The organism is Rhizobacter koreensis (assembly GCF_013366375.1).
Classification (GTDB): Bacteria; Pseudomonadota; Gammaproteobacteria; order Burkholderiales; family Burkholderiaceae_C; genus Schlegelella_A; species Schlegelella_A koreensis.
In genome coordinates this window covers 134,116-150,187 of record NZ_JABWMJ010000009.1, presented here as the reverse complement: position 1 = coordinate 150,187, position 16,072 = coordinate 134,116, and the positions used below count along the sequence as shown (strand labels likewise).

The following is a 16,072-nucleotide window of genomic DNA, read 5'->3' as shown; positions in this document are numbered from 1 at the left end:
GTGGGTGCGCGGACGTGCCGTCGCGTGCATTCGCCCACCGGCGGACTCATCCGCGCCCCCCGAGCCGCAGCCAGGCCCAGCCGAACGCGATCGATCCGAACAGGCCGAGCACCCAGATCAGCGGCCAGCGCAGCACGACCACGACCGCGAACGTGACCGCGGTGAAGGCGAGGCCGAGGCCGACGCCGAGGCTGGTGCTGCGCAGCGTCGCCAGCAGCTTCACGGCGGTCGCGAGCACCAGCCCGGCGGCCACCGCGCCCATGCCGCGCAGCGCGCCCGAGACCATCGGCAGGCGCGCGAACTCGGCATAGAGGACGGTGATCGCGAGCACGATGACCAGCGGCACCGCGAGCATGCCGGCGAGCGCGGCGAACGCGCCGCGCAGGCCGAGGAAGCGGTCGCCGACCATCAGCGACAGGTTGACGACGTTGGGGCCGGGCAGCACCTGGCTCACCGCCAGCAGTTCGACGAACACCTCGCGGCTGAGCCAGCGCCGGCGCTCGACGAGCTCGCGCTGCGCGACCGCGAGCACGCCACCGAAGCCCTGCAGCGCGAGCTTGGTGAACGCGAAGAAGAGCTCGCTCGCCGACGTGGGCGGCGGCAGCAGGTCGGCGTCGCCCGCGGCGCGCGCGCCGGGGTCTGCCGGCGCAGTCGGCTGCTGCGGTGGCGAGGAGGGCGCGTCGCTCATGCGCGGGCGTGCACGATCACGCGCCGGCCGACCCAGAAGCTGAGCCCGATCGCCGCCACCAGCCAGACTGCGCCGAGGTTCGGCAGCGGCGCATAACCGCCGTGGGCGATCAACCAGCCGCCGCTCGCGGATCCGGCGGCCTGGCCGAGGTAGATCGCCGACGTGTTGAGCGCGAGCAGCGCCGGCGCGTACTCGGGGGCGGCGGCGCCCAGGCGCGCCTGCTGCGCCGAGTTCGACGCGAAGCAGCCGAGGCCCCACGGCACCAGCACGGCCGCGACCGCCGCAAAGCTGTGCGCGAGCGGCCAGAGCAGCATGCCGACGAGCATGGCGATCAGCGTGAGCGCGACGGTGCGCGCCGCGCCGAGGCGGTCGATGTAGCGCGAGACGAGCGCGTTGCCGATCACGCCGAAGAGGCCGAACCAGAAGAAGAGGGCGCTGGTCTGCTCGACGCTCGCGCCGAGGTGCTGCTTGTAGTAGGGCGCGACGTACGTGAGCACGGTGAACTGGCCGGCGCCCGAGAGTGCGGTGACCAGCACCATTGCCATCAGCACCGGGTGCGTCAGCACGCGGCTCCAGTCGGAGACGCTGAGCGCGGCGGGCCTGACGCCGTCGGGCATCGCGGCGTGGACCCAGAGCGCGCCGACCAGGCTTGCGCCGGCGATGGCGCCGAACGCAACCCGCCAGCCGAACGTGTCGCCCAAGTACGACGCGAGCGGCATGCCGAGCACCGACGCGATCGACCAGCCGAGGAAGATCAGCGTGATCGAGCGCCCGCGCTGCGCCGGCGGCGCCATCACGCCGATCGCCGCGGCCGCCTGCGGCGTGAACACCGCGGCGGCGAGCACCGTCAGGGCGCGCAGGATCCACAGTGCCGTCATCGAGTCGACCAGCGCGCACGCGGCGTGGCCGACCGCGTACCAGAGCAGCGAGAGCGCGAGCAGGCGGCGCCGGTCGAAGCCGCCAACCCAGCTCGCGAGCAGCGGCGCGCCGAAGCAGACCGCCGCCGCCGAAATGGTGATCAGCTGGCCGGCGACCGCGACCGAGACGCCCAGCGAGTGGCTGAGGTCGTTCAGCGTGCCGACGGCGCACATCACCCCGCAGCCGATCACGAAGTTGCCGAACAGCAGGGCCCAGCGGACCTGCGCCAGCCGCGCCGGCACCGCCGCATCGCTCATCGATGCACGCGCAGGGCGTCCGGGTTGACGATGTGGGTCGGCGTGCCGGCGATGAAGTTGACGACGTTCTCGAACGCGGCCTGGAAGTAGAGCTCGTAGCTGTCGAGCTCGACGTAGCCGATGTGCGGCGTGCAGATCGCGTTCTCGAGACGCAGCAGCGGGTGGCCCTGCAGGATCGGCTCGCTCTCGAACACGTCGACGGCGGCCATGCCGGGGCGTCCGCGGTTGAGCGCCGAGACCAGCGCGTTCTCCTGGATCAGCTCGGCGCGCGAGGTGTTCACCAGCAGCGCGGTCGGCTTCATGTGCGAGAGCGCGTCGAGCGTGACGATGCCGCGCGTCTCGTCCGTGAGGCGCAGGTGCAGCGAGACGACGTCGCAGTTCTCGAAGAACGCCTCGCAGCTGTCGGCGCTGCCGAAACCGTCGTCGCGCGCGCGCGCCCGCGCGGCCTCGCTGCCCCAGACCTGCACCTCCATGCCGAACGCACGGCCGTAGCCGGCGACGAGCCGGCCGATGCGACCGTAGCCCCAGATGCCGAGGGTGCGGCCCTTGAGCACGAGGCCGAGGCCGAAGTTCGGCGGCATCGACGCCGACTTGAGGCCCGACTGCTGCCAGGCGCCGTGCTTGAGGTTGCCGATGTACTGCGGCAGGCGCCGCATCGCGGCCATGATGAGCGCCCACGTCAATTCGGCCGGCGCGGTCGGCGAGCCGACGCCCTCGGCGACCGCGATGCCCAGGCGCGTGCACGTCTCGACGTCGACGTGCGGGCCGATGCGCCCGGTCTGCGCGATCAGGCGCAGCTTCGGGAGCTTCTCGAGCAGCTGGCGCGGAAAGTGGGTGCGCTCGCGGATCAGCACCAGCACCTCGGCGTCGCGCAGCCGTACCGAGAGCTGGCCGATGCCCTTGACCGTGTTGGTGAAGACCTTGGCGTTGAGACTGTCCAGCATCGACGCGCACTTGAGCTTGCGCACGGCGTCCTGGTAGTCGTCGAGGATGATGATGTTCACGCGCAACCTGATCGGCGGTGGCGCCGCGAGGCACCCGTCGTTGACGCACCCGCTGGGTGCCTGACCGCGGCGCCCCGGGTCACGGCGGCGCCGTCGGCGATTGTGCACGCCGGGCGCCGAACGCATCGGCGGTGCTCGCGGCGGCGGCGATCGCGCCACTGAGCCGCATCGGAATGCATGGTGCCGGGCGACAGCAGGCGTTCGGGTCGCCCTTAGCATGCGGGCATCGACCCACTTCTCGAGAGGACCTCCCGATGACCATCACCATGCATCGCGCCAGCGTGCCGATCTTCCAGCGCATGCTGGGCAACATGACCGCCTGGCTCGACAAGGCCGAGGCGCACGCGCAGGCCAAGCGCTTCGACGCGTCGGTGTACATGACCGCGCGGCTCGCGCCCGACATGCTGCCGCTGCCCAAGCAGGTGCAGATCGCGTGCGACGCCGCCAAGTTCTGCGTCGCACGCCTCGCCGGCAGCGAGGCACCGGGCTTCGCCGACGACGAGAAGACGCTCGCCGAGCTGCGCGAGCGCATCCGCCGCACGTCCGACTACCTGAGCTCGGTTCCCGCCGACCGCATCGACGGCACCGAGGACCGCGACGTGGTGGTGCCGCGCCGCGACACGTCGATCACGATGAAAGGCGAGGACTACCTGCGCCACTTCGCGCTGCCGAACTTCTTCTTCCACGTGACGACCGTGTACGCGCTGCTGCGCCACAACGGCGTCGAGCTCGGCAAGCTCGACTACCTGGGCGCGCCGCGCTGAGGGACGGCCTCGCGTCGATCCCGGCGTGACTTGCGGAGCGCACCGGCGTTCGGCACGCGATCGCCGGGGGCGGCGCGACGCGGGCGCTCAGAACGCAGCGTGCGCGGTCGTCTCGGGCGACGCCAGGACCCGACGCCGCGGCGGCGCGTGCCGCGCCAGGGCCTTCAGCCGGCGCCGCGCCTCGCCCTCGTGGTGCTGGCGTGCGACGAGGCTGAAGATGGCCGTGCGGAACTGCCACAGCTCGTCGAGCGAGCGCGCTTCGCTGATCTGCTCGACCACGTCGCCCACCTGAGGCGCGCAGACGTCCGCGAGCGAATCGGCGAAGTCGAACCGCGCATCGACGAGCGACGGCCGGATGCCGATGGTGCGCAGCAGGGATTGAAGCGGAAGAGCTGACATGACGCGTGGTGGCAGGTCGACGACCCGATACCGGCATCGTCGGCCATGCGGCCTGCGCCCAGTGGCTCGAATAGGGGCACGAGGGCGGCGCAGATCCGCGGCGTCTGCCGTGCCATCCCGCTCGCTGACGCCTGCGGCTTGCGCGGACGGGCTTGCGTCTCGCGTCGCGCATCCAGCGCGCCTGCGCCCGGACGCGGCTAGAACTCGCCGAATGCCGCCTTCCGCCGCGCCGTATACGCCCACCACGGCGCCGCCGGCGCACCGGCCATGAAGTCGGTCGCGGCCATGAAGGTGTCGAGGACACACGGGTCCTGACGCTGGCCGCTCGCCCGGCACAACGCGCGATAGAGCGCCAAGGCATCCTTGCCGCTCAGGTCGCGAGGCTCGTCGATGCCGATGAGCCGCAGGCTCGCTGCCATCGAGGGGCCGATGTTCGGCAGCTGCTCGAGCGTGCGGCACTCGGCGGCGCTGCGCGCCTTGGGTGACTTGATGACGGCCGTGCGGCGCTCGGCCGACCCGAGCGGCGCGTGCGTCGCGGTTTCGTCGGGGCGGGATGCGCGTTCGATCGCGCCCGGAGCGGCCTGGCTCACGTCACGCGCCTCGGGTCACATCAGCATGTTGTTGCGGATCAGGCCCACCGCGAGGCCCTCGATCGCGAACGTCTCGTCGCCGGGAGCGACGACGATGGTCTCGAAGTCGGGGTTCTCGGGCGCGAGTTCGACATGGCCGCGTGCGCGCTTGAAGCGCTTGACCGTGACGTCGTCGCCGATGCGGGCGACGACAATCTGGCCGTTGCGGGCGTCGCTGGCCTTCTGCACGGCGAGAAGGTCGCCGTCCATGATGCCGGCGTCGCGCATGCTCATGCCGCGCACCTTGAGCAGGTAGTCGGGGCGGCGCGCGAACAGCGTCGATTCGACGACGAAGGTGCGGTCGATGTGCTCCTGCGCGAGGATCGGGCTGCCCGCCGCGACGCGGCCGACCAGCGGCAGCGAGAGCTGCGCCAGGCTCGGCAGCGGCAGGCTGAACTGCTTGTTGCGCGACAGGTTGAGCGCGCGCAGCGTGTCGGCGTGGAGGCGGATGCCGCGCGAGGTGCCGCCGACCAGCTCGATGACGCCTTTGCGGGCGAGCGCCTGCAGGTGCTCTTCGGCGGCGTTGGCCGACTTGAAGCCGAGTTCGTTGGCGATCTCGGCACGCGTGGGTGGCGCGCCGGTGCGTTCGATGGCGCTTTGCACCAGGTCGAGAATCTGCTGCTGGCGATCGGTGAGTTTCGGCATCTCGCTCATGAGGTTTCCTCGTGCGGTGGCGCACCGGCAGGCGTTCGGCTGGCGATCCATCCAGCCCTGTATTTTTATCCAGTTTGCATCGAATGGGAAGCGATTCGCGCGTGGTGGTGGTATTGGGAACCGGCGGCACGATCGCCGGCGAGGCCGCGAGCGCGTCCGACAACGTGTCGTACCGCGCGGCGGCGCGGCCGGTCGACGCGCTGCTGGCGGGGCTCGGGGCTGCCGGTGCCTGCGAGGCCGAGCAGGTCGCGCAGCTCGACAGCAAGGACATGGACGTCGCGACCTGGCGCGTGCTGGCCGCGCGCGTGGCGCACCACCTTGCGCGCGACGACGTTGCCGGCGTCGTGGTCACCCACGGCACCGACACGATCGAAGAGACCGCGTACTTCCTGCAGCGCGTCCTCGCACCGACCAGGCCGGTGGTGCTGACCGGTGCGATGCGCCCTGCGACTTCGCGCCAGGCCGACGGCCCGCAGAACATGGCCGATGCGATCGCGGCCGCCCGGCACGCGGGTGCGGCGGGCGTGCTCGTCGCGTTCGCGGGCGCGGTGCACGCCGCCCGCGACGTCCGCAAGGCGCACCCCTACCGGCTCGATCCGTTCACGTCGGGCGACGCCGGCGTGGTCGCGCGGGTCGAGGAGGGCGCGTTGCGCGAGCTGCGGCGGTGGCCGCACGGGGAGCCGCTGGGACTCGATCGATTGCCGGCGGACGCCGCGGGTTGGCCGTGGGTCGAGATCGTGAGCAGCGCGGCCGGTGCGCGCGCTGCGACCGTGGACGCGCTGCGCGCCGCCGGCGTGCACGGACTGGTGGTCGCCGGTAGCGGCAACGGCAGCGTGCATCGGGATCTCGAGGCCGCGCTGCTCGACGCTGCCCGAGATGGACTGCCGGTGCTGCGCAGCACGCGCTGCCTCGACGGGCGGGTGATCGAATCGTCGACGCGGGCCGACGACCGCCTGCCGTCGGCCGGCGACCTGACGCCGGTGAAGGCGCGCATCGAGCTGATGCTGAGGCTGCTCGCTGGCTGAGTGCGGGCGCGGCTCGCCTCGAGCCGGTGCTGAAGATTTTCGATCAGCGTTTCCGCTGCTCGTGGTCTTTGGTCGACGTGTCGCGGTGCCTCAGCCCGGACCGCTGTGCCGTTGGATCGCCCGCCGGTGCGGCGCGGGCCGACGGGCAGTTGACGCGCGCACTGCTCGCCGCGCGGCTATTCCCCGGCCGAATCGACCCATCCCGGCACCGGCCACTCCAGCAGCTCGGCGACGCGCCTGACGACCCACACCGCCTCGGGGCGCGGCGTCGACAGCGGTGGCGCGATCAGGCCGTCGTAGCAGTGGTGCAGCGCCTCCGGCGCGTCGTCGACGCCCTGCTGGCGGTTGCGGCAAAGCTCGGCGACGTGCAACGCCAGGTCCTCGCACGCCTCGTAGCGCGCCTCGAGTTCGCGCCGTTCGAGCGTCGGCCGGCTGTTCCTCGTGTAGAGCGCGAGGAACGAGTCGGGAACCAGCGTCTGGTTGTGGTCGTACATCGTGAAAGCCGCGCGCCGCGAGGCGTGGGCGCTCGGGGGCGTCAGACGACGTCGAGCGAGACGTCGATGTTGCCGCGCGTCGCGTTCGAGTACGGGCACACCTGGTGCGCGGCGTCGACGAGCTGGCGCGCCTGCTCGCGCTCCATGCCGGGGATCGACACGCGCAGCGCGACCTCGATGCCGTAGCCCTGCGGGATCGGACCGATGCCGACGTCCGCCTCGATCGACGTCTCGGCCGGCAGGCTCACCTTCTGCTTGCCGGCAACCGCCTTCAGCGCGCCGAGGAAGCACGCCGAGTAGCCGGCGGCGAACAGCTGCTCGGGGTTGGTGCCCGCGCCGCTGCCGCCCATCTCCTTCGGCGGCGAGAGCTTCACGTCGAGCTTGCCGTCGTCGCTGCGCGAGCTGCCTTCGCGGCCCCCCGTGCTGCGCGCGTGCGCGGTGTAGAGCGTCTTCTCGAGCTTGGTCGTCATCGTCGTTCCTTCGTGCTGTGGGAGCGGGGCGGCATTCGCGGGCCGCGCGTCAGGCCGCCGATTCTGAAGCCTCGTCGAGTTGCGTGCTGAGCTCGAGCCAGCGCTGCTCGAGCTCGTCGATCTGCTCGCCCAGCGCCTTCAGGCGCTTGCCGCGTTCGGCGATGTCCGCCGGCGTGCCGGCGCCGGTCGCGAACGACGCCTCGAGCCCGTCGCGCTCGGCGAACAGCACGCCGAGCTTGTTGTCGACGCGGTTGAGCTCCTGGCGCAGCGGCTTGAGCGCATTGGCTTGCTGCTGGCGCGCGGCGGCAGCGGCCTGGCGCTCGGCGCGCTTGTCGACGGGGGCGACAGCGGGGGTGGCGTTGCCGTTGCCGGTCGTCGATGGGGACGCGCCGCTGCCGCGTCCCGGCACTGCCGTTGCGTTCGCCGAACGCTTGGCCTCGCGTGCCGACCCTGCGGCAGCGCTGTCGTCCGCGGCACCCGCGCGCTTGCCCGCGCTCTCGCGCTTGGGCTCGCGCGCCGCCGCCTTGGCCTGCTCGAGCAGCCAGCGCTGGTAGTCGTCGAGGTCGCCGTCGAACGGCCCGATCGAGCCCTGGCTCACCAGCCAGAACTCGTCGCACACCTCGCGCAGCAGCGCACGGTCGTGGCTCACCAGCATCACGGTGCCTTCGAACTCGTTGAGCGCCATGCTGAGCGCCTCGCGCGTCGAGAGGTCGAGGTGGTTGGTCGGCTCGTCCATCAGCAGCAGGTTGGGGCGCTGCCACACCAGCATGGCCAGCACCAGGCGCGCCTTCTCGCCGCCCGACAGCGTGCCGACCGGCTGCGTGACCATGTCGCCGACGAAGCGGAACGAGCCGAGGAAGTCGCGCAGCTCCTGCTCGCGACCCGGCGGGCCGACGTCGCGCGCGAGCCGCACCATGTGCATCAGCGGGCCGTCGCCGAGCGAGAGCACGTCGAGCTCCTGCTGCGCGAAGTAGCCGATGGTCAGACCTTTGCCGGCGGTGATCTGCCCCGAGAGCGGCGCGAGGTCGCCGACGATCGTCTTGACGAGCGTCGACTTGCCCTGACCGTTCGCGCCCAGGATGCCGATGCGCTGCCCGGCAAGCACCGAGCGGTTGACGCCGCGCACGATGACCTTGTCGCCGCCGTCGTCCGCCGCGCTGCGATAGCCGCAGTCGACGCCTGCGAACGCGAGCATCGGGTTCGGCAGGCTCAGCGGCTCGCGGAACTCGAACTGGAAGTCGGCGCTCGTCAGCACCGGCGCGATCTTCTCCATGCGGGCCAGCGCCTTGACGCGGCTTTGCGCCTGCTTGGCCTTGCTCGCCTTGGCCTTGAAGCGGTCGATGAACTTCTGCAGGTGCGCCATGCGCTCCTGCTGCTTCTCGAAGTTGGCCTGCTGCTGCAGCATGCGCTCGGCGCGCATCTCCTCGAACGCGGTGTAGTTGCCGCCGTAGCGCGTGAGCTTGGCGTCGTCGAGATGGACGATGACGCGCGTGACCGCATCGAGGAACTCGCGGTCGTGGCTGATCACGATCATGGTGCCCTCGAAGCGCTGCAGCCACGCCTCGAGCCAGACCAGCGCGTCGAGGTCGAGGTGGTTGGTCGGCTCGTCGAGCAGCATCAGGTCGGCCGGGCACATCAGCGCGCGGGCGAGCTGCAGGCGCATGCGCCAGCCGCCCGAGAAGCTGTTGACCGGCGCGTCGAGCTGGTCCGACCGAAAGCCGAGCCCCATCAGCATCGCCTGCGCGCGCGGGCGCGCGTCGAACCCGCCGGCCTCGCTGATCGCGTGGTGCGCCTCGGCCATCGCGTGGCCATCGTCGGCCGCCTCGGCCGCCGCGAGCTGGGCGTGCGCTTCCATCAGCGCGGTGTCGCCCTCGAGCACGAAGTCGGTCGCGCCCGCTTCAGTCTCGGGCATGTCCTGGGCGACTTCGGCGACGCGCCAGCGCGGCGGGATCGACACGTCGCCGGCGTCGGGCTGCAGGCGCCCGGCAAGCAGCGAGAACAGCGACGACTTGCCGGCGCCGTTGCGGCCGACGAGGCCGACCTTCTCGCCGGGTTGCAGCGTGACGCTGGCGCGATCGAGCACGAGCTTGACGCCGCGACGGAGCGAGAGTTGTTGGAGGACGAGCATCGGCGGCGGGAGCGTTGAGGTCGAACGAAGGCGAGGATTGCGAGCCGCGGCGCCGCACTGCGACGCCGGCAGGGGCGCCAACCCCGCGCGGGCATGCGCGACGCGGCGCGGGGAACCAGCGATTGTCGCGCGTCGGACCGGCGGCGCTCGTGGTGGCGGTTGCAGGCGCGACGCTGACGAAGCCGGCGCGGCAGCGCTCGACGGCGACGGGACCCCGGACCTCGCCGTGCTCAGCGCCGGCGCTGCGTCGCCTTGCCGAGCAGCGCGTCGCGCGTCAGCAGCACCACCTGACCGTCGCCGGCGCTGGTCTCGAGCCATGCGGCTTCAAGGCGCGGGAATGCGGCCTCGAAGTGTTGCCGCTCGTGGCCGATCTCGATGACGATCACGCCGATGTCCGTGAGGCGTTCGGCCGCGCCCGCGACGATGCGGCGCACCAGGTCCATGCCATCGGCGCCGCCGGCCAGCGCGAGCGCGGGCTCGGCACGGTACTCGGGCGGGAGCTTCGCCATGCTGTCGGCGTTCACGTATGGAGGGTTGCAGACGATGAGGTCGTAAAGCCCCTGCACGCCCTCGAACAGGTCGGCCTTGAGCAGCGTAATTCGCTCGCCGAGCTTGTGTTTGTCGACGTTGATGCGAGCGACGGCGAGCGCGTCGTCCGAGATGTCGGCAGCGTCGACGACGACATCGGGGTACGCCATCGCCGCGATCACCGCCAGGCTGCCGTTGCCGGTGCAGAGGTCGAGCACGCGCGTCGTGCGCTCGTCGAGCCAGGCATCGAGCGTTCCGGTGCCTTCGCCGTCGGCCAGCAGCTCGGCGATCAGCGAACGCGGAACGATGCTGCGCTCGTCGACGTAGAACGGCACGTTCTGCAGCCACGCCTCGCGCGTGAGATAGGCCGCCGGCGTGCGCGTCTCGATGCGGCGCGTGACCAGCTCGCGCGCCTTGGCCAACTGGGTGTCGTCGAGCACCTTCGATGCGGTGTCCTCGAGCATGTCGATCGGCATGCCGAGCGCCCACATCACGAGCCAGGCCGACTCGTCGAACGCGTTGGTGGTGCCGTGGCCGAACGACACGCCGGCCTCCTTGAGGCGGCGCGCCCCGTCCTCGATCAGCTCGATCAGCGTCATGCCGGCATTCTGCCGGTCACCGCACCAGCCGTTCGAGCGCGCCGCGGTAGACGTTCTTGAGCGGCTCGAGGCTCGCCAGCTCGATGCGTTCGTCGAGCTTGTGGATGGTCTCGTTGACCGGCCCGAACTCGACGACCTCGCGGCAGATCTTCGCGATGAAGCGGCCGTCCGACGTGCCGCCCGTGGTCGAGAGCTCGGTGCGCACGCCGGTGTGCTCGGCGATCGACGCCGCGAGCGCCTCGCTGAGCGGCCCGCGCTCGGTGAGGAAGGGCTCGCCGCCGAGCGTCCACGCGATGTCGTGTTCGACCGCATGTTCCTTCAGCACGTGCTCGACACGCGCCTTCAGCACCTCGGGCGTCGACGCGGTGCTGAAGCGGAAGTTGAAGTCGACCACCAACTCGCCCGGGATCACGTTGGTCGCGCCGGTGCCGGCGTGGAGGTTCGAGACCTGCCAGCTCGCCGGCGGGAAGTAGGCGTTGCCGGCGTCCCACTCGATCGCGGCGAGCTCGGCGAGCGCCGGCGCGAACGCGTGGATCGGGTTGTTCGCGAGATGCGGGTAGGCGATGTGGCCCTGCACGCCGCGCACCGTCAGGCGCGCCGAGAGGCTGCCGCGGCGGCCGTTCTTGATCGTGTCGCCGAGGCGCTGCACCGACGTCGGCTCGCCGACGATGCAGTGGTCGAGTCGGATCGAGCGCTCGCGCAGCCACTCGCAGACGCGCACGGTGCCGTCGATCGACGGGCCTTCCTCGTCGCTGGTCAGCAGGAAGGCGATCGACCCGGCATGGTCGGGATGTTCGCCGACGAACTCCTCGCTCGCGACCACCATCGCCGCGATCGAGCTCTTCATGTCGGCGGCGCCGCGGCCGTAGAGGAAGCCGTCGCGCCGGGTCGGCACGAACGGGTCGCTGGTCCAGCGCTCGAGGGGTCCGGTCGGCACGACGTCGGTGTGGCCGGCGAACGCGATGAGCGGGCCGCCTTCGGCGCGACCACGCTTGACGGCCCAGAGGTTGTCGACGCGTGCACCGTCGGGGCCGAACGGGAGCCGGGTGCACTCGAAGCCGATCGCGGCGAGTCGCTCGGCGATCAGCGCCTGGCAGCCGGCGTCGTCGGGGGTGACCGAGGGTCGGGCGATCAGCCGCTCGGCGAGCGCGAGGGTGGGCGAGTCCACGCCGCTCAGTGCCGGCGCAGGCCGGCCAGCGACGCCGGCTCTTCCGGCCGCACGTCGATCGTGATCTCGGTGAAGGTCGGCTGGTCGTCGGGCTCTTCCTTCTTCGACGCGCTGCGCGCCGGCGCGCCCATGTCGTTCTGCAGCCGCCACATCAGGTTGGTCGGCGAATCGGCGTGGGCGAGGCCCTCGTCGCGGGTGATGAGGTTGAGGCCGATCATCCGGGCGATGTCCTGCTCGAAGGTCTGCGAGCCTTCGGCGAGCGACTTCTCCATCGCTTCCTTGACCCCGCCGAAGTCGCCGCGCTCGATCAGCTCGGACACCAGCTTCGAATTGAGCAGCACCTCGACGGCCGGCATCCGGCCGCCCGCGACCCCGCGCAGGAGGCGCTGCGAGACGATCGAGCGCAAGCCCGCCGCCAGGTCGGCGAGCAGCGCCGGCCGCGCCTCGGGCGCGTAGAACGAAAGGATCCGTCCGAGGGCGTGGTAGCTGTTGTTGCCGTGCAGCGTCGACAGCACGAGGTGCCCCGACAAGGCGTACGAGATCGCCGACGTCATCGTCTCGCGGTCGCGGATCTCGCCGATCATGATGCAGTCGGGGGCCTGCCGCAGCGCCGTCTTCAGCGCCACCTGCAGGTTCTGCGTGTCGCGGCCGACCTCGCGCTGGTTGATGACCGACTTCTTGTTGTGGAACAGGAACTCGATCGGATCCTCGATGGTGAGGATGTGACCGGCGAGCTGCTGGTTGCGCTGCTCGAGCATCGAAGCGAGCGTGGTGCTCTTGCCGGCGCCGGTGGCGCCGACCATCAGGATGAGGCCGCGCTTTTCGAGCACGAGCTGGCTCAGAACCGGCGGCACGTTCAGGCTCTCGAGCGACGGGATGTCGAATGGGATGCAGCGGAACACGGCCGCCACCGAGCCGCGCTGCTTGAAGCCCGACAGGCGAAAGCTCCCGACGTTCGACAGCGACACCGCGACGTTGAGCTCGCCGGTGTCGTCGAGCTCCTCGAGCTGGCTCGGCGTCAGGAGTTCGGCGAGCAGCTGGCGCGGCTGGGCGTGCGTGAGCGGCTGGTCCGACAGCTGCAGCAGCTGGCCGTTGATCTTGATGAGGATCGGCGAGCTCGCCGAAAGGTAGACGTCGGACGCGCCCTTCTCGGACATCAGCCGGAGCACCCGCTCCATGTTCCCGCTGCTCATGCCGCTCCTTTCGTCAAGCCGCGCCGCCTCAGCTGCGCAGCAGTTCGTTGATGCTGGTCTTGGCGCGCGTCTGCGCGTCGACGCGCTTGACGATCACCGCGCAGTAGAGGCTGTGCGAGCCGTCGGCGCTCGGCAGCGAGCCGCTCACGACCACCGACCCCGCCGGCACGCGCCCGTAGCTCACCTGGCCCGTCGCGCGGTCGTAGATCTTGGTGCTCTGGCCGATGAACACGCCCATCGAGATCACCGAGTTCTCCTCGACGATCACGCCTTCGACGATTTCGGAGCGCGCGCCGATGAAGCAGTTGTCCTCGATGATGGTCGGGTTGGCCTGCATCGGCTCGAGCACGCCGCCGATGCCGACGCCGCCCGAGAGGTGCACGTTCTTGCCGATCTGGGCGCACGAGCCGACGGTGGCCCAGGCATCGACCATCGTGCCCTCGTCGACGTAGGCGCCGATGTTCACGAAGCTCGGCATCATGACCACGTTCTTGCCGAGGAACGAGCCGTGGCGTGCGACCGCGGGTGGCACCACGCGCACGCCGGTTTCGCGCATCGTCGCTTCGTCGAGGTGCGAGAACTTGGGGTCGACCTTGTCGAAGAACGCCAGCTCGCCGGCGTGCATGAGGCGGTTCTCGCACAGGCGAAAGCTCAGCAGCACCGCCTTCTTGACCCACTGGTTGACGGTCCAATGCCCGACGCCCTGGCGCTCGGCGACGCGGATGGTGCCGTTGTTCAGCCCAGCCAGCACCTCGTCGACGGCGCTGCGGATCTCGGGGCTGTTGGCCGGGTTGATCGATGCGCGGCTGTCCCACGCGAGTTCGATCGTGCTTTGCAGCTGTTGGGTCATCGGAAGTCCTGCAGTGGTTGGGCGGATCGGGCGGATCGGACGTGATCGACGATGCGTTCGGCGGCTGCGATGCAGTCGGCGAGTTCGGCGACCAGGGCGATCCGGATGCGGCCGGCTCCCGGGTTGACGCCCTGCGACTCGCGCGCGAGCAGGCTCCCGGGCAGGACCGACACATTGTATTGAGCGAGCAATTCACGGGCGAACGCGATGTCGTCGCCGCCCGGCACTTTTGCCCACAAGTAGAAGCTCGCGTCCGGTGCGCCGACGTCGAGCACCGGCTCGAGCATCGGCAGCACCGCCTCGAACTTGGCGCGGTACTGCGCGCGGTTCGCCTCGACGTGGGCTTCGTCGTTCCAGGCGGCGATGCTCGCCTGCTGCACCGCCGGCCCCATCGCGCTGCCGTGATAGGTGCGGTAGAGCAAAAAGCTCTTCATCACCGCGGCGTCGCCGGCGACGAAGCCCGAGCGCAGGCCCGGCACGTTGGAGCGCTTGGAAAGGCTCGTCAGAACGACGAGATTGCGGAAGTCGCTGCGGCCCAGGCGCCGCGCGGCTTCGAGCCCGCCGAGCGGCGCCTCGTCGCCGGTGTAGATCTCGGAATAGCACTCGTCCGACGCGATCACGAAGCCGTGTCGGTCGCTCAGCTCGAAAAGGACCTGCCATTTGGCAAGCGACGCCACCGAGCCGGTCGGGTTGCCGGGCGAGCACACGTAGAGGAGCTGCGTCTTCGTCCAGTCGGCGTCGTCGACGTCCTGCCAGCGCGTCTCGAAGCGACCGCGCCGGCCCTCGACCTCGACGCTGTTGGCGTAGACCGGGCGCGCGCCCGCGAGCAGGGCCGAGCCTTCGTAGATCTGATAGAACGGATTGGGGCTCACCACCACCGCGTCGCGGGTCGGGTCGACCACCGTCTGCGCCAGCGCGAACAGCGCTTCGCGCGAGCCGTTGACCGGCAGCACCTGTGTCGAAGGGTCGAGCATCACGCCGTAGCGCCGGCCGGCCCACGCGGCCATCGCTTCGCGCAACGCCGGGTCGCCCGCGGTCGCCGGATAGCGTGCGAGGCCGTCGAGGTTGGCGAGCAGCGCCTCCTTCACGAGGTCGGGCGTCGCGTGGCGCGGTTCGCCGATGCCGAGCGAGATCGGCCGCAGGGCCGGGTTCGGCGTGACGTCGCGCGTGAGGGCTCGCCAGCGCTCGAAGGGATACGCGGTGAGGCGGGTCAGCAGCGGATTCATCGCACGATTATCGGCGGCAAGGTTCGCGCTTCATTCGTTGCGAGCCTGGCACGTCGGCGATGTGCGCCTGGTGTCGCGCGCCGGGCTCGGGTGCTCGTGCCTGGCGGGCATGGTGGATGCTGAAGCGGGTCGACCACGTCTGCAGGAGTTCGCCATGACCACGCGCCCCGATGCTTCGTCGCCCAACACCAATGCCTCGCCCGACCGTCCCGACACCGATGCCGACGCCACCGAAAGCGGCTCGGTCGGTCAGGGCCCGGGTGGACCGAGCGCGGTGACGCCGGGCGTGGGCGGTGGCGCGGGTGGCGACGGTGGCGGCCTCGACGGCGTCACCGGCGGTCCGACCGACGTGCCGACCGGCAAGCCCGCCCCGGAGCGGCGCTGAGGCGCGCGCTCGCGTCAGCGACCGGTGTCGTCGACGCGTCGATGCCGCCAAGGGCCACCCGAGCCCGCGGCGCAGCGACGCACGGCGCGAGCCGCGGCGGCGCGCTGAGCCTCAGCGCACCGGCGGCGCCGTCCAGCCCTCGGCGGGTCGCCAGCCGTCGCCGCGGTGCTCGACGACGACGTTGGTGTAGATGCCGCCGCGCACGTTCCACTTTGCGCTGATGCGCAGCCAGCGCGGCTTGGCGGCGGCGACGATGTCGTCGGCGATCGAGTTGGTGACCTTCTCGTGGAAGGCGCCCTCGTTGCGGTAGCTCCAGAAGTAGAGCTTGAGGCTCTTGAGTTCGATGCAGGTGTCGCCCGGGATCATGTCGATCCAGAACTGCGCGAAGTCGGGCTGGCCGGTGAGCGGGCAGTTGCAGGTGAACTCGGGAACCTGGAACTCGATCAGGTAGTCGCGCTCGGCAGCCGGGTTCGGGAACACGTCGAGGCGGCGCGCCGGCAGTGACGGCGGCGTCGCCGGGCGGGCGCGTTCGCCGACCTCGACGGCGGCGCCGGCGGCAGCGGCTTGGCGCTCGGACACGCCGGGCGAGGTCTGGGAAGCGGTCATCAGGGGTCCGGCAGTCGGGTTTCGGGAGAGCCCGCGATGCTATCATCCGGCCCCTCGAAGCACCGCGTCAGGCGGTCTTTTCCCCAG

Annotated in this window: 18 protein-coding genes; 3 read left to right on the top strand and 15 right to left on the bottom strand. The window is 70.9% G+C overall.

The genetic code is table 11. The features are described 5' to 3' along the window. Positions 1 to 46 precede the first annotated feature (46 nt). From HQN59_RS18680 to HQN59_RS18670, 3 genes are read right to left on the bottom strand one after another with little or no spacing between them, the layout of a single operon-like run. On the bottom strand, positions 47 to 688 hold the full coding sequence (locus HQN59_RS18680; RefSeq protein ID WP_176070634.1) for a chromate transporter: 642 nt from the start codon (positions 686 to 688) through the stop codon (positions 47 to 49). Then, positions 685 to 1,863: an MFS transporter gene (locus tag HQN59_RS18675; RefSeq protein ID WP_176070633.1), complete on the bottom strand. Its 1,179-nt coding sequence runs from the start codon at positions 1,861 to 1,863 to the stop codon at positions 685 to 687. The genes HQN59_RS18680 and HQN59_RS18675 overlap by 4 nt, the downstream gene beginning before the upstream one ends. Further along, positions 1,860 to 2,867 carry an NAD(P)-dependent oxidoreductase gene (locus HQN59_RS18670; RefSeq protein ID WP_176070632.1) on the bottom strand — a complete coding sequence of 336 codons (1,008 nt, stop codon included), beginning with the start codon at positions 2,865 to 2,867 and terminating at the stop codon, positions 1,860 to 1,862. The genes HQN59_RS18675 and HQN59_RS18670 overlap by 4 nt, the downstream gene beginning before the upstream one ends. Before the next feature lie 254 nt (positions 2,868 to 3,121). On the opposite strand from HQN59_RS18670, the gene HQN59_RS18665 reads away from it, so the two are divergent. Then, positions 3,122 to 3,631, top strand: coding sequence for a DUF1993 domain-containing protein (locus HQN59_RS18665; protein ID WP_176070631.1), 510 nt, complete (start codon positions 3,122 to 3,124; stop codon positions 3,629 to 3,631). A gap of 87 nt (positions 3,632 to 3,718) precedes the next feature. Here HQN59_RS18665 and HQN59_RS18660 read toward each other — a convergent pair whose 3' ends face one another. From HQN59_RS18660 to lexA, 3 genes are all read right to left on the bottom strand, one after another. Then, positions 3,719 to 4,030 carry a hypothetical protein gene (locus tag HQN59_RS18660; protein ID WP_176070630.1) on the bottom strand — a complete coding sequence of 104 codons (312 nt, stop codon included), beginning with the start codon at positions 4,028 to 4,030 and terminating at the stop codon, positions 3,719 to 3,721. A gap of 197 nt (positions 4,031 to 4,227) precedes the next feature. Then, a complete protein-coding gene (locus HQN59_RS26870) occupies positions 4,228 to 4,620 on the bottom strand; it encodes a helix-hairpin-helix domain-containing protein (protein ID WP_342451248.1) in 393 nt (130 codons plus the stop codon). 15 nt (positions 4,621 to 4,635) lie between these two features. Then, a complete protein-coding gene (lexA, locus tag HQN59_RS18650; protein WP_176070629.1) occupies positions 4,636 to 5,313 on the bottom strand; it encodes a transcriptional repressor LexA in 678 nt (225 codons plus the stop codon). An 83-nt stretch (positions 5,314 to 5,396) separates the two neighbouring features. On the opposite strand from lexA, the gene HQN59_RS18645 reads away from it, so the two are divergent. Then, positions 5,397 to 6,338 carry an asparaginase gene (locus HQN59_RS18645; protein WP_176070628.1) on the top strand — a complete coding sequence of 314 codons (942 nt, stop codon included), beginning with the start codon at positions 5,397 to 5,399 and terminating at the stop codon, positions 6,336 to 6,338. A 176-nt stretch (positions 6,339 to 6,514) separates the two neighbouring features. Here the strand turns inward: HQN59_RS18645 and HQN59_RS18640 are convergent, their stop codons facing one another. The 8 genes from HQN59_RS18640 to dapC all read right to left on the bottom strand — a co-directional run bounded on the left by HQN59_RS18640 (position 6,515) and on the right by dapC (position 14,994). Further along, positions 6,515 to 6,832 carry a hypothetical protein gene (locus tag HQN59_RS18640; protein ID WP_176070627.1) on the bottom strand — a complete coding sequence of 106 codons (318 nt, stop codon included), beginning with the start codon at positions 6,830 to 6,832 and terminating at the stop codon, positions 6,515 to 6,517. Between the two features lie 41 nt (positions 6,833 to 6,873). Beyond that, positions 6,874 to 7,302, bottom strand: a complete 429-nt coding sequence (locus HQN59_RS18635) for an organic hydroperoxide resistance protein (RefSeq protein WP_176070626.1) — start codon at positions 7,300 to 7,302, stop codon at positions 6,874 to 6,876. Positions 7,303 to 7,351: 49 nt separating this feature from the next. Then, positions 7,352 to 9,430 (bottom strand): ABC-F family ATP-binding cassette domain-containing protein, encoded by a 2,079-nt coding sequence (locus HQN59_RS18630; protein ID WP_176070625.1) that lies wholly within the window; start codon positions 9,428 to 9,430, stop codon positions 7,352 to 7,354. Positions 9,431 to 9,660: 230 nt separating this feature from the next. Then, entirely contained in the window at positions 9,661 to 10,557 is an 897-nt protein-coding gene (gene prmB, locus HQN59_RS18625; protein WP_176070624.1) for a 50S ribosomal protein L3 N(5)-glutamine methyltransferase, read from the bottom strand. 16 nt (positions 10,558 to 10,573) lie between these two features. Continuing rightward, positions 10,574 to 11,725, bottom strand: coding sequence for a succinyl-diaminopimelate desuccinylase (gene dapE / locus HQN59_RS18620; RefSeq protein ID WP_425342745.1), 1,152 nt, complete (start codon positions 11,723 to 11,725; stop codon positions 10,574 to 10,576). Positions 11,726 to 11,730: 5 nt separating this feature from the next. Then, a complete protein-coding gene (locus HQN59_RS18615; RefSeq protein WP_176070623.1) occupies positions 11,731 to 12,918 on the bottom strand; it encodes a PilT/PilU family type 4a pilus ATPase in 1,188 nt (395 codons plus the stop codon). 28 nt (positions 12,919 to 12,946) lie between these two features. Continuing rightward, positions 12,947 to 13,768 carry a 2,3,4,5-tetrahydropyridine-2,6-dicarboxylate N-succinyltransferase gene (gene dapD / locus HQN59_RS18610; RefSeq protein ID WP_176070622.1) on the bottom strand — a complete coding sequence of 274 codons (822 nt, stop codon included), beginning with the start codon at positions 13,766 to 13,768 and terminating at the stop codon, positions 12,947 to 12,949. Then, the gene (gene dapC / locus HQN59_RS18605; RefSeq protein WP_176070621.1) at positions 13,765 to 14,994 is read right to left on the bottom strand and encodes a succinyldiaminopimelate transaminase; all 1,230 of its coding nucleotides are present in this window, start codon (positions 14,992 to 14,994) and stop codon (positions 13,765 to 13,767) included. Before dapC ends, dapD begins: the two co-directional genes overlap by 4 nt. Before the next feature lie 154 nt (positions 14,995 to 15,148). On the opposite strand from dapC, the gene HQN59_RS18600 reads away from it, so the two are divergent. After that, entirely contained in the window at positions 15,149 to 15,379 is a 231-nt protein-coding gene (locus tag HQN59_RS18600; RefSeq protein WP_176070524.1) for a hypothetical protein, read from the top strand. Positions 15,380 to 15,490: 111 nt separating this feature from the next. Here the strand turns inward: HQN59_RS18600 and queF are convergent, their stop codons facing one another. Further along, a complete protein-coding gene (queF, locus tag HQN59_RS18595) occupies positions 15,491 to 15,985 on the bottom strand; it encodes a preQ(1) synthase (RefSeq protein ID WP_176070620.1) in 495 nt (164 codons plus the stop codon). Positions 15,986 to 16,072 lie beyond the last annotated feature (87 nt).